This is a genomic window from Limosilactobacillus gastricus PS3 (genome assembly GCF_000247775.1).
Taxonomy (GTDB): Bacteria; Bacillota; Bacilli; order Lactobacillales; family Lactobacillaceae; genus Limosilactobacillus; species Limosilactobacillus gastricus_A.
In genome coordinates this window covers 40,345-64,181 of the sequence record NZ_AICN01000014.1, presented here as the reverse complement: position 1 = coordinate 64,181, position 23,837 = coordinate 40,345, and the positions used below count along the sequence as shown (strand labels likewise).

General features: G+C 39.3%; 22 protein-coding genes. 17 read left to right on the top strand and 5 right to left on the bottom strand.

Features of this window, described 5'->3' with window-relative positions; genetic code table 11:
- Nucleotides 1-3 precede the first annotated feature (3 nt).
- Nucleotides 4-501 carry an aminoacyl-tRNA deacylase gene (locus PS3_RS01635; protein WP_007121814.1) on the bottom strand — a complete coding sequence of 166 codons (498 nt, stop codon included), beginning with the start codon at nucleotides 499-501 and terminating at the stop codon, nucleotides 4-6.
- Nucleotides 502-618: 117 nt separating this feature from the next.
- Between PS3_RS01635 and PS3_RS01630 the strand changes: the two genes are divergently transcribed.
- The 7 genes from PS3_RS01630 to PS3_RS01600 all read left to right on the top strand — a co-directional run bounded on the left by PS3_RS01630 (nucleotide 619) and on the right by PS3_RS01600 (nucleotide 8,206).
- On the top strand, nucleotides 619-1,347 hold the full coding sequence (locus PS3_RS01630) for a GntR family transcriptional regulator (RefSeq protein WP_007121813.1): 729 nt from the start codon (nucleotides 619-621) through the stop codon (nucleotides 1,345-1,347).
- 2 nt (nucleotides 1,348-1,349) lie between these two features.
- Nucleotides 1,350-2,150, top strand: a complete 801-nt coding sequence (locus PS3_RS01625; RefSeq protein WP_007121812.1) for a Cof-type HAD-IIB family hydrolase — start codon at nucleotides 1,350-1,352, stop codon at nucleotides 2,148-2,150.
- Nucleotides 2,151-2,314: 164 nt separating this feature from the next.
- Nucleotides 2,315-4,720: a phosphoketolase family protein gene (locus PS3_RS01620; RefSeq protein WP_007121811.1), complete on the top strand. Its 2,406-nt coding sequence runs from the start codon at nucleotides 2,315-2,317 to the stop codon at nucleotides 4,718-4,720.
- Nucleotides 4,721-4,872: 152 nt separating this feature from the next.
- Nucleotides 4,873-5,553 (top strand): ribose-5-phosphate isomerase RpiA, encoded by a 681-nt coding sequence (gene rpiA, locus PS3_RS01615; protein WP_007121810.1) that lies wholly within the window; start codon nucleotides 4,873-4,875, stop codon nucleotides 5,551-5,553.
- A 406-nt stretch (nucleotides 5,554-5,959) separates the two neighbouring features.
- Nucleotides 5,960-6,409, top strand: coding sequence for a NanQ anomerase/TabA/YiaL family protein (locus PS3_RS01610; protein ID WP_081478362.1), 450 nt, complete (start codon nucleotides 5,960-5,962; stop codon nucleotides 6,407-6,409).
- A gap of 12 nt (nucleotides 6,410-6,421) precedes the next feature.
- Nucleotides 6,422-7,687, top strand: a complete 1,266-nt coding sequence (locus tag PS3_RS01605) for an MFS transporter (protein WP_040467878.1) — start codon at nucleotides 6,422-6,424, stop codon at nucleotides 7,685-7,687.
- Nucleotides 7,688-7,705: 18 nt separating this feature from the next.
- Nucleotides 7,706-8,206, top strand: a complete 501-nt coding sequence (locus PS3_RS01600) for a NanQ anomerase/TabA/YiaL family protein (protein WP_040467877.1) — start codon at nucleotides 7,706-7,708, stop codon at nucleotides 8,204-8,206.
- A gap of 13 nt (nucleotides 8,207-8,219) precedes the next feature.
- Here PS3_RS01600 and PS3_RS01595 read toward each other — a convergent pair whose 3' ends face one another.
- Nucleotides 8,220-9,227 carry a LacI family DNA-binding transcriptional regulator gene (locus PS3_RS01595; RefSeq protein WP_007121809.1) on the bottom strand — a complete coding sequence of 336 codons (1,008 nt, stop codon included), beginning with the start codon at nucleotides 9,225-9,227 and terminating at the stop codon, nucleotides 8,220-8,222.
- Nucleotides 9,228-9,411: 184 nt separating this feature from the next.
- Between PS3_RS01595 and PS3_RS01590 the strand changes: the two genes are divergently transcribed.
- From PS3_RS01590 to PS3_RS01555, 8 genes are all read left to right on the top strand, one after another.
- A complete protein-coding gene (locus PS3_RS01590) occupies nucleotides 9,412-10,152 on the top strand; it encodes a sugar phosphate isomerase/epimerase family protein (RefSeq protein ID WP_050950788.1) in 741 nt (246 codons plus the stop codon).
- A 19-nt stretch (nucleotides 10,153-10,171) separates the two neighbouring features.
- The gene (locus tag PS3_RS01585; protein ID WP_007121808.1) at nucleotides 10,172-11,626 is read left to right on the top strand and encodes a PTS galactitol transporter subunit IIC; all 1,455 of its coding nucleotides are present in this window, start codon (nucleotides 10,172-10,174) and stop codon (nucleotides 11,624-11,626) included.
- 29 nt (nucleotides 11,627-11,655) lie between these two features.
- A complete protein-coding gene (locus PS3_RS01580) occupies nucleotides 11,656-12,627 on the top strand; it encodes an amidohydrolase family protein (protein WP_040467876.1) in 972 nt (323 codons plus the stop codon).
- Nucleotides 12,628-12,646: 19 nt separating this feature from the next.
- Entirely contained in the window at nucleotides 12,647-13,603 is a 957-nt protein-coding gene (locus tag PS3_RS01575) for an NAD(P)-dependent oxidoreductase (RefSeq protein ID WP_007121807.1), read from the top strand.
- A gap of 67 nt (nucleotides 13,604-13,670) precedes the next feature.
- Nucleotides 13,671-14,678, top strand: coding sequence for a hypothetical protein (locus PS3_RS01570; RefSeq protein WP_081478361.1), 1,008 nt, complete (start codon nucleotides 13,671-13,673; stop codon nucleotides 14,676-14,678).
- A 15-nt stretch (nucleotides 14,679-14,693) separates the two neighbouring features.
- Entirely contained in the window at nucleotides 14,694-16,232 is a 1,539-nt protein-coding gene (locus PS3_RS01565) for an FGGY-family carbohydrate kinase (RefSeq protein WP_040467875.1), read from the top strand.
- On the top strand, nucleotides 16,225-17,109 hold the full coding sequence (locus tag PS3_RS01560) for an L-ribulose-5-phosphate 3-epimerase (protein WP_007121806.1): 885 nt from the start codon (nucleotides 16,225-16,227) through the stop codon (nucleotides 17,107-17,109). The genes PS3_RS01565 and PS3_RS01560 overlap by 8 nt, the downstream gene beginning before the upstream one ends.
- Before the next feature lie 27 nt (nucleotides 17,110-17,136).
- Nucleotides 17,137-17,865 carry an L-ribulose-5-phosphate 4-epimerase gene (locus PS3_RS01555; RefSeq protein ID WP_007121805.1) on the top strand — a complete coding sequence of 243 codons (729 nt, stop codon included), beginning with the start codon at nucleotides 17,137-17,139 and terminating at the stop codon, nucleotides 17,863-17,865.
- 32 nt (nucleotides 17,866-17,897) lie between these two features.
- On the opposite strand, the gene PS3_RS01550 is transcribed toward PS3_RS01555, so the two are convergent.
- Nucleotides 17,898-18,647, bottom strand: coding sequence for a MurR/RpiR family transcriptional regulator (locus PS3_RS01550; protein WP_040467874.1), 750 nt, complete (start codon nucleotides 18,645-18,647; stop codon nucleotides 17,898-17,900).
- Between the two features lie 123 nt (nucleotides 18,648-18,770).
- On the opposite strand from PS3_RS01550, the gene PS3_RS01545 reads away from it, so the two are divergent.
- Together PS3_RS01545 and PS3_RS01540 are read left to right on the top strand one after the other, a co-directional pair.
- A complete protein-coding gene (locus tag PS3_RS01545) occupies nucleotides 18,771-20,642 on the top strand; it encodes a glucose PTS transporter subunit IIA (RefSeq protein WP_007121804.1) in 1,872 nt (623 codons plus the stop codon).
- Between the two features lie 11 nt (nucleotides 20,643-20,653).
- A complete protein-coding gene (locus tag PS3_RS01540) occupies nucleotides 20,654-22,144 on the top strand; it encodes a glycoside hydrolase family 1 protein (protein WP_007121803.1) in 1,491 nt (496 codons plus the stop codon).
- 55 nt (nucleotides 22,145-22,199) lie between these two features.
- On the opposite strand, the gene PS3_RS01535 is transcribed toward PS3_RS01540, so the two are convergent.
- Both PS3_RS01535 and PS3_RS01530 read right to left on the bottom strand, forming a co-directional pair.
- Nucleotides 22,200-23,051 carry an aldo/keto reductase gene (locus PS3_RS01535; protein ID WP_007121802.1) on the bottom strand — a complete coding sequence of 284 codons (852 nt, stop codon included), beginning with the start codon at nucleotides 23,049-23,051 and terminating at the stop codon, nucleotides 22,200-22,202.
- A gap of 19 nt (nucleotides 23,052-23,070) precedes the next feature.
- Nucleotides 23,071-23,832: a DeoR/GlpR family DNA-binding transcription regulator gene (locus tag PS3_RS01530; protein WP_040467873.1), complete on the bottom strand. Its 762-nt coding sequence runs from the start codon at nucleotides 23,830-23,832 to the stop codon at nucleotides 23,071-23,073.
- Between the last annotated feature and the right edge of the window lie 5 nt (nucleotides 23,833-23,837).

The window sequence follows — 23,837 nt, the reverse complement described above, 5'->3', positions numbered from 1 at the left end:
AGGCTATTTCTGTAAGTCGGCAAAGGTGGCGTCTACGAGATCGGCTAAATCACTGGCCTTGAGTTGGACGGAGCGCCCCACCTGTCCGGAAGAAACGTAAATAGTAGGGGTCGCTTGAGCTTCGTTATCGATGAAGATTGGGTAGTGGTATTTTTCGTAAATCCCGATCGGTGTATTAGCACCGTGGACATAACCAGTCGTTTTCAAGAGATCCTTTAAGGGGACCATTTCGACCTTTTTATTGCCGGAAACTCGTGCTAAGGCTTTTTCATCAAGGTGTCGATCGATGGGCACGACGCCGACCAGTGGTCCAGTGACGTTCCCTCTCAAGACAAGTGTTTTATAGATGAGATGGTCGTTAATGCCCTGATGATACATTTTCAAGGAACGGGCGCTGTCGCCATCCTGGGTGGTCGCAAAAGCGGCCTGCTGATATGGGATATGATGTTTATCTAAAATTTGTTCGACCTGGGTCTTTTTGATCCCTTTTTTCTTACTCAAGATTGGTACCTCCGTAAGCAAAAGTGGTTCGATCCAATTAATAAGGAATTAGTATCCACAAATAAATTGGACTGATATAATATAAAAATAGTGAATGACTAAAGGAGTCAAATTTAAATGGTAGATTTAGTATACCGCACCGTCATGAAAGATATAAAACAAAAGATCATGCATGGTGAGTACCCGGAAATGAAACTGCCGGATGAGCGGAGCCTGAGTCAACAGTATGCCGTTAGCCGTAGCTCGATCAAACGGGCCTTAGAAATTCTAGTGCGCCAAGGCATTATCTTTAAAAAGCGGGGCTCGGGAACCTTTATTAACCCCTTATACTTAAAGAAGCAGGCAATGTTTTCTTATGAAGGATCCAATCTGGGGATTACGGATAGTTATCAATTCGACGGAAAGACCCAGCGCATTGAGGTTAAGTCCTTTCAAGTAATCCCGGCCAGCGAAGAAGTTCAGACGGATCTATTCTTGAAGCCGACGGATTTTGTCTATGAAATCAAACGGATTCGTTATATCGATGACCAACCCTTCATCCTGGAAACGGGTTATATCCCGATTAAGATTGCGCCAACGATTTCAGAAGAAGTGGTTCAAGGATCGGTCTTTAATTATATCGAAGCTGCCTTGGGAAAGACGGTCACCCGCTCTTATGTTTCCGTTTCGGCCGCTCCTTCAACGGCCGTGGATCAAGAGTTGCTGGATTTAAAGCCGACCGAACCGGTAGCGGTTTTAGATGGGGTCTTCTTCTTAGACGATGGGACGCCTTTTGAGGTGTCTAATATGCGTTTTCACTACCGATATCTACGTTACAACACTTTTACCAACATTAATGGAGATTAAAAATGATTAAAGCAATTGCTGTTGACATGGATGGGACCTTTTTACATTCTGATGGAACTTATAATCACGACCGTTTCTTAAAGGTCTTTCGACAGTTACAGGACCATCAGATTACCTTGATTGCGGCGAGTGGGAATCCACATTACCAATTAAAAAAGCAGTTTGCTCCGGTCCAAGCCGACTTAGCTTACGTGGCTGAAAATGGGGTTGAAGTGATCCAAGCCGGACAGGTGCTGTCTTGTGAGCAAATGACTTCAAGTGCGATTCAAAATGTGTTCCAGTTACATCAAGACCTGCCCAATAGTCAATTTATCCTCTCGGGCTTTAATCAAGCTTATTTGATGGGCGAAAAAGATGATGAGTTTTTTGACTCCGTCAAGCACCATTATCTGGGCTTAAAACGAATTGATGATTTACAAGAAGTTAACGAGCCGATCGTTAAGATGCAAATCAAGGTCCCCGTGGATCAGACCAGCCAGCTTCAGACCTACATTAATGATCATATTCAGGGCGTGACCGCCGTTACCAGTGGCTATGACGATCTCGACTTGATTATTACTGGCCAAGATAAAGCGGCGGGTCTCGCCAAATTATGCCAAGCTAATCACTGGCAGGCAAGTGAGTTAATGGCCTTTGGAGATGGTCAAAATGACCTATCGATGTTGAATTTTGTCGGGCACAGTTATGCCATGGCCAATGGGATGGCGATCGTCAAGGAAGCGGCCCAAAATCTAGCACCGTCTAATGATGAAGATGGGGTTTTACAAGTCATTGAAGCTTATTTAATTCAGCAATATGGTTAAATATATAAGTTTTTTTAAAATTGGACCGGTCCAATTTCTAAAAAGGTTGACATTTCCGTCAAAACCGTTATGATAGTCTTTGTAATTTCGAGCAATGTGCGAGTTTACAATGCGTTTATAAGTCAAACGTAGTAGTTACTTTTTATCTAAAGGAGATAATATCTATGACTGTAGATTACGATTCCAAGCAATACTTGGAAAGCGTTGACGCCTACTGGCGCGCAACCACTTATCTTTCAGCTGGTGCGATGTTCTTAATGCACAACCCATTATTACGTCGGGAATTAAAGCCATCTGACGTAAAGCCAAAGCCAATTGGTCACTGGGGTACGATCGGACCACAAAACTTCATTTATGCTCACTTAAACCGGGCAATTAAGAAGTATGACCTTAACATGTTCTACATCGAAGGTTCTGGTCACGGTGGTCAAGTTATGCAAACTAACTCATACATCGATGGTTCATACACAGAACTTTACCCAGAATTTACCCAAGATGAAGCTGGGATGGCTAAGTTGTTCAAGCACTTCTCATTCCCAGGTGGGACTGCTTCACACGCCGCTCCAGAAGTACCAGGTTCACTTCACGAAGGTGGGGAACTTGGTTACGCCCTTTCTCATGGGGTTGGGGCAATCTTAGATAACCCAGACTTGATCGCTGCCGTTGAAATCGGTGATGGGGAATTCGAAACTGGCCCATTGGCTACTTCATGGTTCTCTAACAAGTTCATCAACCCAATCAAGGATGGGGCTGTTTTGCCAATCCTTCAAGTGAACGGGTTCAAGATTTCTAACCCAACTATTCCAGCGCGGATGAGCGACGAAGAACTTACTAAGTACTTCGAAGGAATGGGCTGGAAGCCACACTTTGTTTCTGCTTTCAAGACGTCTGACGATCCATTTAGTGGTTACAAGGACATCATGGAAACTCATGAACAAATGGCTAAGGAATTGGATGCTGCCGTTGAAGAAATCAAGGCTATCCAAAAGAACGCTCGGGAAAACAATGACAACTCCTTGCCAGCATGGCCAGTAGTTGTTGTTCGGGCACCTAAGGGTTGGTCTGGTCCAACGACTGATCTTGATGGGAACCCAATTGAAAACTCATTCCGGGCTCACCAAGTTCCACTACCAGTTTCACAAGATGACATGGAACACGTTGACATGTTAGTTGACTGGTTGAAGTCATACAAGCCAGAAGAATTGTTTGACGAAGATGGTCACCCAACTGAATTAGTTTTGGCTAACGCTACTGAAGGTAGCCAACGGATGGCTCTTAACCCTGCTACTAACGGTGGGGCAGACCAAAAGCCATTGGCATTGCCAGACATCAACGACTTTGCCTTGAAGTTTGACCAACCAGGTTTAGTGGTTGCTCAAGACATGATCGAATGGGCTAAGTACCTTGCTAAGATGATGGAATTGAACCCGAACAACTTCCGTGGGTTCGGTCCTGATGAATCCAAGTCTAACCGTCTTTACACGGTGCTTGACCAAGACAAGCGTCAATGGATGGAAAACATTCATGAACCAAACGATGAAAACTTGGCACCACAAGGTCGGATGATCGATTCACAACTTTCCGAACACCAAGCTGAAGGTTGGTTAGAAGGTTACACCTTGACTGGTCGTCACGGCTTCTTCGCTACTTACGAATCCTTTGGTCGGGTTGTTGATTCTATGTTGACTCAACACATGAAGTGGTTACGTAAGGCTAAGGAACAATACTGGCGGAAGTCCATTCCAGCCTTGAACTTCGTGGATACTTCCACGGTCTTCCAACAAGACCACAACGGTTACACTCACCAAGATCCAGGTCTGTTAACGCACTTGTTTGAAAAGGAACGTCCAGAATTAATCAAGGAATACATTCCAGCTGATACTAACCAATTATTGGCAGTTTCTGACGTGGCCTTCAACGACCAAGATGTCATTAACTTATTCGTTACTTCCAAGCAACCACGAGCACAATGGTACTCACTTGACGAAGCTAAGACGATTGTTAACAATGGTTTAGGCTACGTTGATTGGGCATCTACTGACCAAGGGGCAGAACCAGATGTTGTCTTTGCAGCTGCTGGGACGGAACCTAACGAAGAAGCCTTGGCTGCGATCGACATCTTACACAAGGCCTTCCCTGAATTGAAGATTCGTTTCATCAACGTGGTTCAACCACTTAAATTGATGTCACAAAGTCGGAACCCAGAAGGACTTTCAGATGCTGAATTTGACCATTACTTCACGGCTGACAAGCCAGTGATCTTCGCTTGGAGTGGTTTCCAAGACATGCTTCAAAGTATCTTCTTTGACCGTCACAACCACAACTTGAGCGTTCATGGTTACCGTGAAAATGGTGATATCACTTCAACCTTTGATGTGCGGGTTATGAGCAAGCTTGACCGGTTCGACCTTGCTAAGGACGCAATTTCAAAGGTTGCTGGTTACGAAGAAAAGGCAACAGCATTTGTTCAAGAAATGGACAACATGCTTGCTAAGCACACTGCTTACGTTCATGCTGAAGGTAAGGACTTACCTGAAGTTACTAACTGGAAGTGGACGGGGCTTAAGTAATTACTATTGACTTAAAATACATTGTAGATGTGAGAAAGAGGCTACCAATTGGTAGCCTCTTTTTTTAGATATGTCTGTTCTTTCAAGCGTGGAAAAGCTATAATTTGAATGTGTAAGAAAGCGCTATCAAATGATTGAAAGGCATAATTGAAATGAATCAAAATGATTTAAAAGCTTTGGTTGGTCAAGCGGCCGTTGATCAAATTGAATCAGGGATGGTAGTTGGGCTTGGCAGTGGATCAACGGTGGCATATTTAATTAAGGCTCTCGGGAAACGGATGCAAGAAGAACCCTTACAAATTGAAACGGTTACCACGTCTCGGCAGACCATGCAATTAGCTCAGGCAGTAGGCATCGATTGTCGTCAGATCGATGAAGTGCGGCAAATTGACCTCACGATCGATGGGGCGGATGAGGTGGATGCTGATTTTCAAGGGATTAAAGGGGGCGGTGGAGCGCTCTTGTGGGAGAAGATCGTTAATCAGTCATCGACGCGGAATGTATGGATTATTGATGAATCCAAATTGGTTGATCGGATTGGTCGTTTTGGAGTTCCAGTCGAGGTCATCCCATTTGGTTCGCAAAAGTTATTCCAAATATTAGCCGATCGTGGCTACCATCCGCAATGGCGAATGCAAGGTGATCAATTATTTAAGACCGATGAAGGGAATCAAATAATTGATTTAAAAACAGGTGTCATTGCCCATCCCCATGCCTTGGCAAGAGATTTAGCGTCAACAGCAGGAATTGTGGAACATGGACTCTTTCTTGATGCGGTCGATCTGGTAATCGTAGGTCGATCGAGTGGAGTTGAGCTGATGAATGCTCATTGATAAGGTGATGATATCAATTAAACCAACTTCTATTTTTTCAAATAGAAGTTGGTTTTTTTCGTTAATGGAGTTGGATCGAGCCTATAAATATATGTTAGATAAGTCACAAATATAGGGGCTAGTAAAATATTAGGGAAATTATTAGTAAAATTTGCTTATTTTAGAATACCTATATATGGGCGTTTTAAAAGAAAATAGACCATGAAAGATAAAATTTGATGTTGACACCAAAAATGTAAGCGCTATAATTCGAAGTATAAATTAGTGAAACGTTTAACTAATAAAAAGAAGAGATAAATTTTTATTAGACTGTTTGTGGGTGGTTCAAGCTTCATGAAATCATTGAAGTCTTTTTTTAGATGTTTTGGTGAAGCGGTTTACTTTATAAGGTTAAGGAGAATCGGGAATGTTATATGCTAATTTAAATGCTTTTGATTTTAGTGATTACCAACGGATACAAGAAGCTATGGCTTTTCTTAAAGTTACTGATCTCACAAAAACTCCTTTAGGAAGGAGTCATCAGGATGGTGAAAGATTCTACTGTCAGACTTTGGAATATGAAACTAACTCGATAAATGAATATGATTTTGAAATTCATAATAAGCGACTGGATCTTCATTACATCGTTGAGGGCGAAGAAAGAATTGATGTGTCGCCTGATACAAATTTCAGGCCAATCAGTGAATACAATGATGAACGTGATATTCAGTATGTTGAAACTCCAAGTAATTTCAATCAAGTTTTGCTGCATCAAGGTGATTTTATTTTGATTGGGATGCATGAACCACATCGTACAAATGGTTTTATCGATCATCCGGTGCATGTTCGTAAGATAGTTCTAAAATTGGGAAGGTAAAGGAGAAAATTAATGGATTCTACAGTAAAACAATCATCGAGTGGTAAATGGACTGGTAAACAAATTTTTATTATTACCGCTATTTGGCTGGCATTCTTAATTAGTTTTATTACACGCTTGGTGTGGTCAACCTTAATGCCGGTGGTGGACGATGCAATGCATTTCACCGTACAGCAAGGAAATAGTTATGTTACTTGGTTTTATATTGGGTATGCTATTTCAGTTTTACCAGGTGGGATGTTAGCCGATAAATTTGGATATCGGCGGATGGCAATGGTTGCAATCATTGGAAACTTGGTTGTGATGGTCTTAATGTCCTTTATGCAAGGATATTGGTCTGGATTGATTTTACGGGTACTTTTGGGACTGGTTTCTGGTCCTGATTTATCTGCTTGCCTTGGTATTATTACGGAATGGTTTGATGATACCAAAAGAGCTACTGCGACAGGCTGGTTTAACACATGTACTTCATTTGGTTTAATTGTAGTTAATGCTTATGCACCATCAGTCTCTGTTCATTATGGATGGCGTGTAGCAATGATTGTTACGGCGCTATTCCCATTAGCAGCTTTAATTTATGCCGGAATTGCCTTTCGGATGAAGCCACCATATCCGCAACAGTTTAAGGTTAGAACTGCTTCAGGTGAACTAAAGACACAATCTGTATGGGCTCGGTTATTAAGTGCCATCAACAGTCGAAGCGTTTGGATGTTAGCAATTACTGGATTATTTGCAACTGGTGCTAAGTGGGGAGTTACTAATTGGGCAAATCTATTCATGGTTAAGAGTTTAGGATTTAATGTGGTTGAAGCTGGGGCAGCAATGACCGTGTATGGTGTGACATCAGTTATTTCTATGGTTATAGCTGGCTGGCTTCCTGATCATTTTCAAAAAATTTCTCGACATGTATGGGCAGCGATTTTTATGGTCATTTTTACACCGACGATTATTGGTTTTGCTTTAACACCTAAAGGAAATGTTCCATTACTTTACTTCTGGACCGGAGCTGTTGGTGTGGGTGCGTTTATGTTCTCAACAATTACCAATAATTTGTCGGTTGAGGTTGCTCCTCCAGATCAGCGTGGAACGGTTTCAGGTTTTGTTAATGTTTTCAACCAGTCGGGATCATTTATTGCTCCGATCATCTTAGGACAATTATTGTCATCAACTGGAAGCTATGTTCAGTCATTGTTGGTAATTTCAGTATTTCCATTAATTGCGGTGGTGGCCTTATTGTTTGTCCGGGAAGATGATGCCAAAAAGTATGCGATTGAATAGTGTGAAGGAGATTTAAACATGGAATTTGGTTTAAGCAAAAATCATAAACGGAATGAAAAGGTTCAAGAACGTATTCAAACAGCTTTAGACTGGTTAGATTCAAAAACGACAGAAGAATTATTAGCAGAGCCAATTTCAAATAAAGTAATTGCAGATGGTGTGGAATTACGCTTCCAAAGCTATGATTCGCGTCCTTTTAATGATGAAATGCCATTTGAAACTCATCAACATCATATTGATATTCATTATATGATTAAAGGGCAAGAGTATTGTCGATTTACGGATAGTGGAAAAATTACTAAAGCGCGAACGGATTATGATGAAAAAGAAGATTTACAATATTTTGACCAACCAGAAGGTTATGATGGGAAAGTATTGTTAACAGATCGTCATTATGTTATTTTCGACCCAACTGATTTGCATGCTTGTCACGGCATGGTCGGCGATAAGCCAGATCATAACCGTAAATTATGTGTCAAAAATTTCATTAGATTAGAAAAAACGGCCTCCCAAAGTTGATGGGAGGCTATTTTTAAAAGCTTTCATGAAGACGGATTTCAGTAGGCATGGTTATTAGTCGTGGCGATTGTTCGGTTTTATTTTCTAACTTATCGATTAGGTTAGAAGCGGCTGTGATTCCAATTAACCGTGAATCCTGCCGGATACAACTAATTCTCGGGCGGAATACTCTTATCCATGAAAATTCTTCATAGGTAGCTAAAGCATAGTCATCAGGATAGTGGTAACTCAAGGTCTGCATCGCGTCTATTAATCGTAAAAAGACTCTTCCGTTCATAGAAAAAAAGCCGATACGTTTTTTTCCACGATTTGCCATAATCTCTTGAATAGTATTTTTAAAATGATCATATTCTTCAGGAGCTCCATGATGGGGAACTTGAATTAGATGTGAATCATTATTCGGATAGTTCATGGCCTCTAGAAATCCTTTAAAACGTTGGATTCGAGTGCTGACGCCACCTAAAGGCCAAGAAACAAAATACATTTCATCAATTCCAGAATTTTTCATCAATGAAACCATTTCTTTTACTGATGATTCATTATCAGTAACGATAGTATCGACCTTAATTTCGTTAGCTTGACGGTCCACCATAATAGTATTCTCATTCGAAAAAGTCTTAAATAAGGTACCATTTGGATTTACAGGGTCAATAATGTATCCAGATACCTGCTCAGAACGAAGTCTCACTAGATTTTTAATTTCATGTTTTGGATCATTGTCAGAGTTAGTAAAGATAACTTTGTAGTCATGCTTGTTACAAACTTCAGAAATTCCTGAAACGACTTGAGAGGTAAAAGGGTTAGTAATATCAGCAATTGATACCCCAATTGTACGATTCTCGTTTTTCGCTAAACCACGTGCAATACTACTAGGATGGTAATTAGCTTGGCCAATTACCTCTGCAATTTGCTGTCGGGTTCTATCAGACATTTTATTGTAATTTCCATTAAGGTAATTAGATATTGTCGCGGTAGAAACCCCAACTAGCTCGGCGATATCTTTGATTGTTAATCTTGCCATTAATTTTCTCCCGCAATTATAAAGTAATTTCTATAATAATATGCTATTTTAATAAATTAATCCATGTATTGACAGCGGTTTCAAGCGGTGATATTATGAAAAAGTGTTAAAGGTTAAGCGCTTAACAAAAATGTTTAATACGAGTTGTAGTAGCTGAAACAATGGTTTTATATGAGGTAATAGAGTGAAATATATTCTAAATACAATTGGATTCAAGAACCAGTTGGATCAAGGGGTTTCACAAAAGGACTTGGTTCCATCGGTTAAAGAGATGGGATTTGATGTGATTGAAGTTCGAAATGAATTTCTAACTGGTGATGAAAGTGAGTTAGTCGATATTAGTAAGGCGGCTAATGAAAACGGTTTAGACGTATTTTATAGTGTTAATGATGTTTTGATAAACGATGATGGCTTGAATCCACTGTTGGATAAATATGTAAATGAAATGCAAATTTTAGGATCAGACCATCTCAAGATGAATATCGGACGTTTATCCCAAGTTGATGATCAAGCCTTGAATGATAGATTGTCTAACCTTCTAGATGGTAATTTTCAATTAAAGGTTGAAAATAATCAGACAATTCAAGATAGCAGCTTGGAACTAACCAAAAAGTTTTTAGATAAAATGGCTAGTTTCCAATTATCTGATGTTTCTTATTGTTTTGATATTGCCAATTGGGCTTGGTTGGATGCTAGTCCAGCGGATGCAGCGAATTTATTAGCTCCTTATACTACTTACCTTCATATGAAAAATTATCAAAATTCTCAAGAACAGTTAAGAGTAACTTCCTTGGAAGAAGGTGAACTAAATTGGCGTCAACTAATCCAGAAGTTTGATGACATTTCTGAAGTTGGTCTAGAGTATGCAGGAGATGTTTCGACGATTAAACAAGATTTAAAATTGTTAAAACAAATTTACGGTTAATTATGAAAGGAATATAGTTATGTTAGAAGCGGTCAATAACTTCTTTACAGCGTTCGGTGCGAGTGTGGTCGTGCCAATCATGATTTTTATCATTGCTTTGTTCTTACGAGTTAAACCAAAGACAGCGATGATGAGTGCCTTTTATGCTGGGGTTGGTTTGACAGGATTCAGCTGGATTATTTCTGAATTTACTCCAGTTGTTACCAAAATCATTCGTCAGATGGTTAACACTACGGGATTGAATTTACCAATTGTTGATATTGGGTGGCAAGCTGGATCTTTGGCTTCGTTTGGTTCAACAGTTGGTCTGTCGTTCTTCGTGTTTGGATTAATTTTCGAATTAATAATTTTTGCTTTGGGGATAACTAAGATCTTCATGGCCTCAAATCTTTGGAATAATTTTGGGTTTATGATTTGGGGAACAATGGCATACTATGTAACGCATAATTTCTGGCTATCACTTGGCTTATCATTCTTCATGCTGTTATATGCATTACTGTTAGCAGAAGTTCAAGCGGATCGTTGGTCAGATTACTATGGGGTTAAAAATGCGTCGGTTGCATCGTTGCATAACATTGAACAAACGGTGCCAGCAATTATTTTAGATCCATTGTGGAATTTACTTGGATTTAATAAGGTGAAAATGACGCCAGAATACTTCAAGAATAAACTTGGGGTATTTGGGGAACCAACTACTTTAGGGGCTTTACTAGGTTTAATCATCGGTATCTTAGGGAATTTGAATTCACTAGGGACGGTTAAAGCATGGGGACAAATTTTACAATTTGCCATTCAACTTTCAGCAGTTATGACAATTTTCCCATTAGTTACTAATGTATTCTCAAAGGCATTTACTCCTTTGGCTGAAGAAATTGATAAGAATCGTAAAAAGGAATCGAGTGAAGAAGGTAAGAAAATCGATAAAATCAACGACAAAAAGCGTTGGTTCTTGGGTGTTGATGACGGGGTTGGATATGGTGAACCTGCAACCATCATTTCAGGGGTTATTCTAATTCCAATCATGGTTTTGATTGCCTTTGTTTTACCAGGAAACAAAACTTTACCAGTTGTCGATTTGATTTCGATTCCATTTATGGTTGAGTCAATTGTTGCCATTACTCGTGGTAACATTCTGAAAGTTATTGCAAACGGTATTGTATGGTTTAGTTTAGGTCTATATGCATCTAGTTGGTTAGGATCAGTTTATACTGGAGCCGTTTCTCATTATGGGGCTGCTATTCCTGCTGGGGTGGTATTAATCACCAGTTTCAACTTAATGTCTCGTCCATTGAACGCCTTGGTCTTCGCAGCCTTTATTACAGAAAATCCAGTTTGGATTGGTATTTGTATAGTTGTTTATCTTGTCTTATTATTTGCTTTACGTCGTTACCGTCCACAAATCTGGACTTATCTTAATAAGATGGCTGATAAGAATGCTGGTTTTGCTGGAAGCAAAGATAAGATTGAGTATTAGTTTTAATTAAACATGAGGAGGAAATTATCATGAAAAAAATTGAAGGTCATATTCATTTAGTACGTGCTATTGCCGGGTCAAAAGGTTTGGGACGATTGACTCCAATTGGTGATGGTCGAGCAATTTGGGATAATGGAGAGGTTATTCATTTAATTCCAGATGGTTGGGGTGATGATAAATTTCTTGCTGAAAAGTATCTAGAAATCATGGATGAAGAAAATATCGAGAAGGCTGTTTTACTTCAAGGTACGTTAAACGGATATCAAAACTATTATTCATATCAAACAGTTAAGAAATACCCTGGCAAGTTCGTTGCTGCTTTCTCAGTTGATCCATTTGCTGATGAAGCCATGAATATTGTTAAACGTCATGTTGAAGACCTTGGCTTCCGAGCAATTAAGTTTGAAATTAGCCAAGGTGGTGGTCTGCATGGTTTCCACAAGCCATTCCGTTTGGACGTTGAAACACGAGTAAGCCAAATCATGCATTTCTTAGCTGATTACCCAGGTTTTGTTGTAACAACTGACTATGGTGATTACGAACAAACCAGTTACCAGCCAGAAGGAATTGTTAACTTAGCAAAACGGTACCCTAAATTAGACTTTGTGGTATGTCACCTATCATTCCCAAATGCTGACCATTTGGACCGTTTAGAGAATGCATTACAACAATTTGCACCTTACGATAATGTTTATGTTGATATTTCAGCTATTCAAGATATTGAAGGTGAAGAAGCCGATGCTTTCCCTTACCCACGTTGCCAAAAAGATGTTAAGTTAGCCAAGGAAATCCTAGGTGCTAAAAGGATTATTTGGGGAACAGATTCACCATGGTCATCTACCTTTAATCCATATCACAGTTTAGCAACTTGGCTAGAAAAAACTGACATCTTCACTGATGAAGAGTTAGAGGATGTTATGTATAATAATGCTGAGAAGGTTTACTTTAAACCTGGTAATTTACAAGCGATGTTAGACGCTGATGACCCAGCAGTCAAATAATCGGAGAGGATAGCAGAATATGAGTAAAGCAAAAGTATTAGTTACAGGTATCATTCCTGAACAAGGTTTAACAGAATTAAAGGAAGTCTTTGATGTTTTCTATGATCCTGAAGTAGAAACTCGTGAATGGGTTTTAGAACATTTAAAAGAATATGATGGCCTGCTTTTAATGGGCACGAAAGCTGATAAAGAATTAATTGATGCTGGTACTAATTTAAAGATTATCACCGCTAATGGGGTTGGCTTTGACCACATTGATATTGAATATGCAAAGGAAAAGGGGATTGTGGTATCTAACTGTCCTACTGGGGTTCGGGTGCCTACTGCTGAAATGACCTTTGCCTTATTATTAGCTACCGTTCGTCGTCTCTTCTTCTACGACAAGGTGGTTCGGTCAGGTAATTGGATTGATGTTTCCGAACAAAAGTACATGGGAATGTCACTGCAAGGTAAGACTCTAGGTGTCTATGGATTTGGTCGGATTGGATCTGAAGTAGCTAAGTTCTGCCAAGCATTAGGAATGAAAGTTATTTATAATGATCCGCATCCTCTTGATGCCAAGCTAGAAGCTGAATTAGACGTTAAGTATGCTGATTTTGATACTCTAGTTAAGGAAGCGGATGTAATTACTTTGCATGCTCCTGCTTTACCATCAACTACTGGTATTTTCAATGCCAAGGTATTCGATGAAATGAAGGATACTGCTTATATTGTAAATGCTGCCCGTGGGGTTTTGATTAAGCAAGACGATCTAATTGATGCTCTTAAGAATCACAAGATTGCTGGGGCTGGGTTAGATGTGTTTGAGACGGAACCAGAAGTACCAGTTGAATTACGTGAGTTAGATAATGTAATTATGAGTCCACATGCTGGGACTGGTACACTAGAAGCCCGGACTGCAATTGCTAAGGAAGCTTCAAATAACTTGATCTCATTCTTGCGTGATGGGAAGCCAAGTAACCAAGTGAATGCGTAATTAATAGTTTTTACGAGGGCATTGGATTTATTAGTCCAATGCCTTTATCAGTGATAAGGGGATAAAGATGAAATTTGAAAAAATTTTTAAAGATCAATTAGATCATGGATATGCTGTAATGCGTCTTCAAGCTGAAGGACGTGATTTTGCATTGATTGCATCAGAAGAAAACCAACCATGCTATGCATATGATTTGGATGATAATTTTAAGCGTTATACAGTGTGGCCAGATGTTGGTGGGACCATGACGATGGTTCAATTACCAGGGACCCTTAATTTTGTGGCTACCCAAAAATTTTATCCAGGGTTTAACTCTCCAGAGTGTCGAATTGTTAAAGAAACGTGGAATGGTAATGGTTGGGACCAAACGATAGTTGGTGACTTTCCCTATGTTCATCGATTTGATGTAATTAAGAAGAAAGATGGCCAAGGCTATTGGTTTATTGGTTGTTCAATTGCAAATTCTAAGAAGTCAATTGATGACTGGTCCGATCCTGGTAAAATTTGGGTTGGTGAATATGACGACGAAAAAGAATCAGTGACTCAACATGCTTTAGATATTCGGATTGTTAAGAATCATGGATATAAGCGGATGGATGGTTATTCATTGATTACGGGCGTCGAAGGAATCTTTAAATTAACTTGGCCGACGTCTGGTCATGACTGGCAATTGGAACAATTGTCAGAAATTGAGACTTCTGATATCTTTAGCGCGGATGTGAATGGTGATGGTAAACAAGAATATTTAACTATCGAAGGTTTCCATGGCCCATATTTGCGAATTTCTAATGATCAGTTTGAAACGATTTCTTTAAGTGGGGCAGAAACCCCATTTGGTCATGCTATCTGGGGCGGCAAGCTAAATGATGGTAAGGAATATTTCATCTTTGGTTGGCGTGATGGCAAACAAGATTTAGAATTAATTACGGACGATCAACTTGACGCGCAATTAATTGACGAAAAGGTTGGTCCTAGTAACGTAATTGTCTACGAGAAGGATGGTAAACAATACTTACTATCAGCTAATCGCGAATCAAATGAGGTAGCTATTTATTCAATTGAACCTACTAAGTAATATGAGGTTATATGTATGCATAAATACTTTTTAACAATTGATAACGGCGGTACCAATACCAAAGTAGTGATTTGTGATGAATTAGGACATCAATTGGCAGCAGTTGCTTTTCCAACTAAAGGGTTACAGCCCAAGCCTGGTTATCATGAATTATCATTAACAGATCTTTGGGATAAATTAGGTGAAAGTACCCAAAAGGCACTCGCAGAAGCTGGGTTAACCGGTGCTCAAATCAGCGGGGTTGCTACTGTTGGTCATGGTAAAGGATTATACGTCCTGGATCTTAACCATCAGCCGTTTATGAACGGGATTCTCTCGGCAGATAGTCGTGCCGAAGAATTAGCTGAAGAATTCGAAAGTCGGGTTCATGAAATATACTCGATTAGCCATCAACATGTAATGACCAGTCAGGCGCCGGTGATTTTACGATGGTTAAAAGATAACCAACCAAACAATTATCAACAGATTGGGGCGATTTTATCGAATAAAGATTACATAGGTTATTTATTAACTGGCGAAGTTAAACAAGAAATTGGCGATGCTTCTGGGAATAACTTTGTTAATCTTGATTTAGGTCATTATGACCGCAAGCTCTTTGAATTCTTTGGCATTCCTGAAATGTATGATCAAATGCCACCGTTGATAAAAGCGACTGACCAACGTGGTGTAATCTCTGACCAAGCTGCTGCAAAGACGGGACTTGTTGCTGGTACTCCAGTATTTGGTGGAATGTTTGATATTGATGCGTGCGCAATTGCAACTGGTGTGCTAGATGATGATAAGTTTAGTATTATTGCCGGAACCTGGAACATGAATATTTTCCCGTGTGATACAATGGCTCCGGAATCTAGTAATCTAATGAATTCAATTTTTCCCACTGGGAAAAATTTGGTTGAAGCATCGAGCCCAACTTCGGCAGGGAATCTAGCGATTATTTTACGAATGCTGATGACAGCCGAAACTCGGGATGCGGAAGCAAATGGAGAATCGATCTACGATACCCTAGAACAATTCCTTGAAAGTACGGATGCTCATTATTGTCAAGTGTTGTTTTATCCGTTCTTATATGGTAGTAATAGCGCGCCAGATGCTGAGGGATCGTTTATTGGACTTCGAAGTACGACTACTAAATCAGAGATGATTCGGGCGGTTTATGAGGGGATTGCCTTTGCTCATCGTTATCATATTGAACAGTTGATGAGAGCAACAGATAAGAAGCCGACTGTTTTACGAATGTCTGGTGGAGCAACTAATTCCAAAGCATGGATTCAAATTTTTTCTGACATATTAAAGTTTCCGATTGAAATTGTAGAAGCGACTGAATTAGGGGGCTTAGGAGGCTCAATTGCGAGCGCTGTAGGGACAGGAGTATACTCTTCACTAGAAGAAGCATCTGCGAAAATGTCAAAAGTTCGTCAACGATTTGAACCACAATTTGATCAGGTTAAAATTTATGATGAAAAGTATGCTCAATACGTTATCTTCATGGATGCGTTAAAAGATTCATGGAAATCATTTAAAAAGATGCAGGAAAGGATTGCTGAAAATGACTGAAAATGCGTTAGGAATTTATGAAAAAGCTCTTCCACAGAGTTTAACATGGGAAGAAAAATTTAATTTAGTTCATGACCTAGGATTTAATTTTATTGAATTTTCAATTGATGAGAGTGATGAACGGTTGGCTCGCTTAGATTGGACGAGGGAAGAGCGTCAAGAATTTCGCGATGCCATGTGGAAGACTAATAGTCGAATTAATACGATGATGTTATCTGGACACCGTCGCTATCCTTTAGGGTCAAAGGATCCGGTTATTCGCCAAAAGTCTTTAGAAATGATGCAAAAGGCCATTGATTTAGCGGTTGACTTGGGAATTCGGAATATTCAAATGGCTGGCTACGACGTTTTTTATGAAGAAAAAACGGTTAACAGTCGTGAGTTATTTGTTGAAAATCTTAAGAAATGTGTTGAAATGGCAGCAAAGAAAATGGTGATGTTGTCCATTGAAACGATGGATGATCTATTCTTGAATTCAATGGAAAAGATTGATTATCTTAAGACCATGATTCACAGTCCTTGGTTACAATGCTATCCTGACTTAGGGAACATTACTGCTTGGCCTGAAAATAATGTTGCTTATGATCTGGAAACTAACGTAGACAATATTGCTGCTGTGCATTTAAAAGATACTAAAGCGGTAACTCCGACCTCTAAGGGACAATTTAAGAATGTTCCATTTGGCGAAGGATGTGTTGATTTTGAAGGGACCCTTCGGACGTTAGCACGCTTGGATTATTCTGGAAGCTACACTATCGAGATGTGGGGTGGCGATAATGGAGACAGTGATCCATTAGCTGAAGTACGAGCGGCTAAACAATACTTCGATGATTTATTCGAAAAAGTTGGTATTACACAAGAACCTGTTGTAAAGTAAAATTATTGATTCAGAGGAGATGACAAGATGTTAGAAGAACTAAAAAAAGAAGTTTATGATGCTAATATGCAATTACCAGAGTTAGGGTTAGTTACTTTTACTTGGGGGAATGTCTCGGGAATTGATCGTGAAAAAGGTTTATTTGTTATTAAGCCATCAGGTGTTGATTACAATGATTTAAAACCAGAAGATATGGTAGTTGTTAATTTAAAGGGTGAAGTGGTTGAAGGTGATTATAATCCATCATCTGACACGCCAACTCATACTTATTTATATAACCACTTCCCTAAGATTGGTGGGATTGTTCATACTCACTCTCCATGGGCGGTTTCATTTGCGGCTGCTAAATTAGATATTCCAGCCATGAATACAACCCATGCAGATACTTTCTACAATGACATTCCAGCAGCGGATGCATTAACGAAAGAAGAAATTGAAGAAGATTACGAAGGTAACACTGGTAAGACTATTGTTAAGACTTTTGAAGAACGTGGTCTAGATTATGAAGCAACTCCAGGAACGTTAGTTAGCCAACACGGCCCATTTACTTGGGGACCAACACCTGCCAAGGCAGTATACAACGCTAAGGTTCTGGAAGTGGTTGCCGAAGAAGATTACCATACTATGCAAATGACGATGGACAATACTCGTTTGCCACAATACTTACTGGATAAGCACTACTATCGTAAGCATGGGGCTAATGCTTACTATGGACAAAATAGCGCACACTCAAAAGATCACGCAAAGCATGAATAGAAAAATTAAGGAGTTAACCTCATGACTTGAGGCTAACTCCTTTTTGAGTACAGTCGATTTAATATTAATTCAGTGTATGCGATGGGGATCGATTGAATATCAATTACTGAATTTCGATTGGCTATATTTCCGGGAAGTAAGATTGTTTGGGAGAAAAATTTACTCATTTCCGCATTTTTATTCATGGTAATCAGGAAAGTTCGGTTCGAATTTTTAAAATTAGAATCCTTTAGCAGATGTGGGTAAATTAATTTAACCCCACTAATAGAGAAGACGATAATGGTTGATTTTGAATCAATAAAATGCCCTAAGCTTTGTTCACGGATTGGATTGTTAACGCCAACCTGAATACTTTGATATCCAAGATCGTTAAGACCAGTTGATAATTCATAAGCTGACGAAAAGGAATAATGTGTTCCTAGAACATAAGTTGTCCGTGAGTTAAGAATGGAATTAATCAAATTTTTGGTAGGCTCTTGTGAAAAAATACTAGGGAGTTGTTTTATAGTATCTAAATATGAATTCCAGTCTTTATTAGAATAATCAACCTCTTTTGAATTTAGATAGTCTAAGACGTTGAATTTAAACTCGCTGAAGCCATCATAGCCGATAGCGAGACAGAATCTTTGGATGGTAGCAATGGATGTACCAGCTTGATCAGCTAAATTACTGATGGAAGGGGCGTAGATTCGATTGGGCTCTGCCAAAATAAAATCAGCAAATTTTCGTTCAGTCTTTGTTAGATGAGGACGGCGAATTTTTATGTTTTCTAAAACATCCAAGGCTTCTACCTCTCAATAATTTTGATAAATTTATCATATAATATTGAAAGCGATTACATCAACTGATAAATTATAGATAGAAAAATTATCTTTTTAATAGATAAAAATATCAGGAGGATGAACATGGACTATCATAAGTTAGCTGCCGATATTATAAATAATGTTGGTGGACAGGAAAATGTAAATAGTGTTGGTCACTGTATGACGCGACTTCGGTTTATATTAAAGGATGTTAAAAAGACCGATAAAGATGCAATTCAAAATCTTGATGGCGTCGTAGGGGTTGTTTATGCTGGTGGACAGTATCAAGTGATTCTTGGTCAGAATTTATTGCCGGTCTATGAGGCCATCATGAATGATTTTGATGTGAAGGCTGGTCAAGTTATTAATGAAAATGTCGATGAACCCAAAAAAGAACCTTGGTCTTGGAAAAATGCAGGTAGTAAGATAATTGGTTTCGTATCGGGAGCTGTTATGCCAATGGTTCCTGGACTTGTTGCTGGTGGGATGCTTAAAGTAGCCTTACTGTTAGTGGTTACTTTCATCGATGCAAATTTTGCGAAGAGTAGCAGTTATCTATTACTTTCTGTTATTGCAGATTCGCCATTTTACTTTATGCCAATTTTCGTTGCTTATGAAGCGGCTACTAAACTAGGCGCTACACCAATCTATTCAATGGTTGCGGCCGCCGCTTTACTGCATAATAATTTTTATTCATTAGTTACTCAGTTAGCCGCTCACCCAAATAGTGTAAGTGCTTCTTTATTTGGAATTAATGTACCCATATTGTCTTATTCAACATCGCTTTTGCCAGCCTTGCTGATATCTTTAGTAGCTTATTATACAGAGAAGTTTTTAAACAAGATTGTTCCAGGAATCTTTAAAGCGATTTTCGTCGGGATGGGAACGATTTTTGTGGCTGGATCTTTGGGGTTTATAATCCTTGGACCTCTAGGGAACTATCTTGGTCAAGTCATTGCTTCAATGTTTATGTTCTTAAACAGTACTATTGGACCGTTTGCTGTTGGACTTTTAGCTGCTGCCTTACCATGGATGGTCATGGCCGGAATGCACCAAGCAATCACTCCATTCATGCCACAACTATTAACTAATCCTGGATATGACGCTTTGCTTCGGCCAGCTTTCACTGCTCATAACATGGCTGAAGGTGGTGCGAACATTGGAGTTGCTTTAAGAACAAAGAATAAAAAATTCCGTAGTGAATGTTGGTCGTTGGCGGTTGGCGCCATTGTTGCTGGTGTTACCGAACCATCGATTTATGGGGTTAACCTACGATTGAAAAAACCAATGTATGGGGTCATGGCAGGAGGCTTTGCCGGCGGAATCGTGGCTGGATTGTTAGGTGCCCGTGCTTATATCATGGGATATTCTAATCTGTTAGCGTTAGCAATCTTCGAGAAAACGGCATTGGCCATGTTCGCGGGATGTGTTACTTCGATTGTTGTTGCTGCCATTGTTACTTACATCGTTGGATTTGAAGATGTGCCTAGTGAGCAACAGGTGTCAGAAAATGAACCTGTACAAAAAGAATATCCTGATGATGCGATTGTTGCGGTAGCTAGTGGTGAGTTAGAGAATGTTGAACAGGTTAATGATGAAGTCTTCTCAACTAGAATGATGGGTGATGGAGTTGCCTTTAAGCTTAGTGGAGATTTCATTTGTTCACCTGCTAATGGTGAAATTGTTTCCCTTTTCCCGACTGGTCATGCCTTCGGAATACAAATGAATGACGGGACGGAACTACTAGTTCATATTGGACTGGATACGGTTAAGTTAAACGGTGAAGGTTTTGATGTTTTGGCTAAACAAGGTGAGATAGTTAGGGCAGGACAACCAATTGTAAAAGTTGATCGTAAACAAATAGAAGATGAAGGATATGATTTGACGACAATCTTAGTTATAACTGACGCTAAGAATAATGATATTAAATTAAAAGACCAAGGATCAATCAATGTTGGTGATCGTCTTAATTAGGGGTGAATACTATGGAAAATAATAAAAAGTTACCGGAAGGTTTTTTATGGGGTGGTGCAACTGCCGATTTTCAATATGAAGGTGGATATGATGAAGGTGGTCGAGGTCTATCAACTCACGATTACGAAACTAATGGATCAGTAGAGAATCCCCGTCATCATACTATGGAAATGCCTGATGGAACTATTATTGGACCAGCTAGTTCATTTATTGATGCGGAGACTGTTCCGGATGAAGCGAAGCCAGTATTTATTGATGGTCAATACTATCCGAGTCATAAAGCTGTCGATTTTTATCATCATTACAAAGAAGATATTAAATTGATGGCCGGAATGGGATTTAATGTATACCGTTTCTCGATTAGCTGGAGTCGGATTTTTCCAACTGGAGAAGAAGAGACGCCCAATGAGGCTGGTTTGAAATTCTATGATGATGTGATTAACGAGATGGCTAAATATAAAATGGAGCCATTGATTACCATTTGCCATGATGAAATGCCAATGAATTTAGCATTAAAATATAATGGTTGGGCATCACGAGAGTTAATTGATTTATATGTAAAGTATGCCAAAGTTTTGTTTGAACGTTACGGTGATCGGTGTCGATACTGGCTGACTTTTAATGAGATTAATGCGGTTCGAGGATTTGGCCCAACTGGTGTTCGGAAGAACCAGGGGATCGACCGTTATCAAGCGGCCCATAATATGTTTGTTGCCTCTGCCAAAACGGTTATTATGGGGCATGAAATGATACCGAATAGTAAGTTTAGCACCATGTACGCCTTGAGTACTTTCTATCCAGCGACTTGCAAACCACAAGATGTTTTCCATAATATGCAACAATTACGAGAAAATTGGTATTTTGTTGATACGATGGGTCGAGGATATTATCCATCTTATGCAGATGATATTTTACTGCATCACGGTATTGAGGGCTTAAGTGAAATTGAAATGGCGACAGAGGATGAAGAAATCCTGAATAAAGGGCAGTTAGATTTCATTTCATTTAGTTACTATCGTTCAAATATTACAAAAGATGGCGATGATTGGTTTAACGTTGGCGGTAGTTCTAATCCATATTTAAAAGAGACACCGTGGGGATGGGGCCTTGATCCTTTGGGACTAAGGTATACGATGAATATGATTTATGATCGAATTCAAAAACCGATCTTCATTGTTGAAAATGGAATTGGAATTATTGATCAGGCAGATGAAAATGGTTATGTCGAAGATGATGAGCGCATTAACTATCTTCAGGACCACTTATCGGCAATGGCGGATGCTATTAATCAAGACCATGTGCCATGTTTAGGATACACAATGTGGGGACCAATTGATCTCGTATCATTATCAACGGGAGAAATGAAAAAACGTTACGGATTTGTATATGTAGATATGGACGATTTAGGTAATGGGACTCTAAAACGGACGCCAAAGAAATCATATTATTGGATGAAAAAAGTGATTGAGTCTAACGGAGAATCGTTAGCAGATCATGAATAAATAAACGGAGCTAACTAATGACCAATTTATGGTCGATAGTTAGCTCCGTTCTTTTTTAGTTATGTGGATATTGATGACCGAGTTCGTAAACTAATTCTGGTTCTTGGCTAATACGTGTGTTTTGGTTAAGGCTATCGATTTGTTTAATCTCATCTGAGGTTAATTCAAAATCAAAAATAGAAGCATTTTCTTGAATACGTTCGGTATGTGATGATTTTGGAATAAATGCGATATCACTTTGGAGTTGCCACCGAAGAATAACTTGGGCAACGGATTTTTCGTGAGATTCAGCGATGCTTACTAAACTAGGATTACTCATCATTCGTCCCCGACCAAGAGGCGCCCAAGCCTGCGTAATTATATGGTTGTCTTGGTCAAATTTAATCATTGCAGATTGGTTAAACCAAGGGTGACGTTCCAGTTGATTGACGGTTGGCATTTCACGAGCTTTGGTGGCTAATAATTGGAGGTGACCCATCCCATAATTACTTGTTCCAATTGATTTAGTTAGCCCCATTTTTTTCAGGTCTTCAAAAGCTCGCCAGGTTTCAAAGAAATGTTGATGAATAGGCCAATGAACTAGTAGTAGATCAACGTATTCGAGTTGAAGATCTTTCAATGATTGTTGTACGGATTTAACGGTTTGATCATATCCCTGATTAGCTTCGCTGACCTTAGTAGTAATGAAAAGTTCATCGCGATTAACATCCAAATCTTTCAATGCGTTGCCCAACATTGCTTCATTACCGTACATTTGTGCTGTATCAAAAAGTCGGTAACCGGTTTGATAGGCAGCTTGAATAGATTGATTTAAGATAGTTTGATCAGTAATTTTATAAACTCCAAATCCTTCTCGGGGCATTCGATTTCCATCGGCTAGCTCGAAATAACTATTTATAATATCCAAAATGTGTTCTCCTCTCCAATTAAATAGGAATTTGAATCACCTCAACGCCATGATTTTGCAGTCTATCTAGCACAGCTTTATCAGCAAAGTTATCAGTGATTAATATATCAATATCACTAACATCACCAATTGTAAAGTTTGAAACGGGGCCAATTTTAGAATAGTCAGCAACTAGAATCAGTTTCTGGCAATGACGGATGATAGAACGATTAACATCAGCCTCACGAAAGACAGGGGTCGAGATACCGTTTTCAACGTTAACCCCAGCGCAACCGATAATAGCTAGGTTGGCACGAGCGGCGTTAAAGGAGTTAATAGTCTCGTTACCTACAAGAATATTGTCTGAGGTGAGTTCGCCACCACTTAGGACGATTGAGCAATTATCGTTACGATTTAAATTGACGACATTTGCATTATTAGTGTGGATTACAATGTTTTTGTTTTTGATGTAATTGATCACCTTCATCGCAGTTGAGCTTGAATTAATTGAGATAAAATAATTATCTTCAACAAACCCAGCAGCGGCCTCAGCTAATTTGTCCTTAATATGACCGTGAGGGTCTATTTGGCTATTTTTGGGATTCCGTTCAACGATAGAGATTAACCCGCGATCTTGGTTAACTTCCCCCATTTTGATTAGTTCTTTGCAATCACGTCGGATTGTCATTTCAGAAACATTCGTTAACTTGCTAAGTTCAGGAATGGACAATTGTCCTTTTTTTTGCAGGACATCAATAATTTGATTACGTCTTTGATTAATCGTTTCAAGTGAATTTTTCATGTCAC

What these genes read in the sequence shown, in the direction of transcription:
- PS3_RS01630 (WP_007121813.1), top strand. Translation starts at nt 619, where the DNA reads ATGGTAGATTTAGTATACCGCACCGTCATGAAAGATATAAAACAAAAG.
- PS3_RS01625 (WP_007121812.1), top strand. Translation starts at nt 1,350, where the DNA reads ATGATTAAAGCAATTGCTGTTGACATGGATGGGACCTTTTTACATTCT.
- PS3_RS01620 (WP_007121811.1), top strand. Translation starts at nt 2,315, where the DNA reads ATGACTGTAGATTACGATTCCAAGCAATACTTGGAAAGCGTTGACGCC.
- rpiA (WP_007121810.1), top strand. Translation starts at nt 4,873, where the DNA reads ATGAATCAAAATGATTTAAAAGCTTTGGTTGGTCAAGCGGCCGTTGAT.
- PS3_RS01610 (WP_081478362.1), top strand. Translation starts at nt 5,960, where the DNA reads ATGTTATATGCTAATTTAAATGCTTTTGATTTTAGTGATTACCAACGG.
- PS3_RS01605 (WP_040467878.1), top strand. Translation starts at nt 6,422, where the DNA reads ATGGATTCTACAGTAAAACAATCATCGAGTGGTAAATGGACTGGTAAA.
- PS3_RS01600 (WP_040467877.1), top strand. Translation starts at nt 7,706, where the DNA reads ATGGAATTTGGTTTAAGCAAAAATCATAAACGGAATGAAAAGGTTCAA.
- PS3_RS01595 (WP_007121809.1), bottom strand. Translation starts at nt 9,227, where the DNA reads ATGGCAAGATTAACAATCAAAGATATCGCCGAGCTAGTTGGGGTTTCT.
- PS3_RS01585 (WP_007121808.1), top strand. Translation starts at nt 10,172, where the DNA reads ATGTTAGAAGCGGTCAATAACTTCTTTACAGCGTTCGGTGCGAGTGTG.
- PS3_RS01580 (WP_040467876.1), top strand. Translation starts at nt 11,656, where the DNA reads ATGAAAAAAATTGAAGGTCATATTCATTTAGTACGTGCTATTGCCGGG.
- PS3_RS01575 (WP_007121807.1), top strand. Translation starts at nt 12,647, where the DNA reads ATGAGTAAAGCAAAAGTATTAGTTACAGGTATCATTCCTGAACAAGGT.
- PS3_RS01570 (WP_081478361.1), top strand. Translation starts at nt 13,671, where the DNA reads ATGAAATTTGAAAAAATTTTTAAAGATCAATTAGATCATGGATATGCT.
- PS3_RS01565 (WP_040467875.1), top strand. Translation starts at nt 14,694, where the DNA reads ATGCATAAATACTTTTTAACAATTGATAACGGCGGTACCAATACCAAA.
- PS3_RS01560 (WP_007121806.1), top strand. Translation starts at nt 16,225, where the DNA reads ATGACTGAAAATGCGTTAGGAATTTATGAAAAAGCTCTTCCACAGAGT.
- PS3_RS01555 (WP_007121805.1), top strand. Translation starts at nt 17,137, where the DNA reads ATGTTAGAAGAACTAAAAAAAGAAGTTTATGATGCTAATATGCAATTA.
- PS3_RS01545 (WP_007121804.1), top strand. Translation starts at nt 18,771, where the DNA reads ATGGACTATCATAAGTTAGCTGCCGATATTATAAATAATGTTGGTGGA.
- PS3_RS01540 (WP_007121803.1), top strand. Translation starts at nt 20,654, where the DNA reads ATGGAAAATAATAAAAAGTTACCGGAAGGTTTTTTATGGGGTGGTGCA.
- PS3_RS01530 (WP_040467873.1), bottom strand. Translation starts at nt 23,832, where the DNA reads ATGAAAAATTCACTTGAAACGATTAATCAAAGACGTAATCAAATTATT.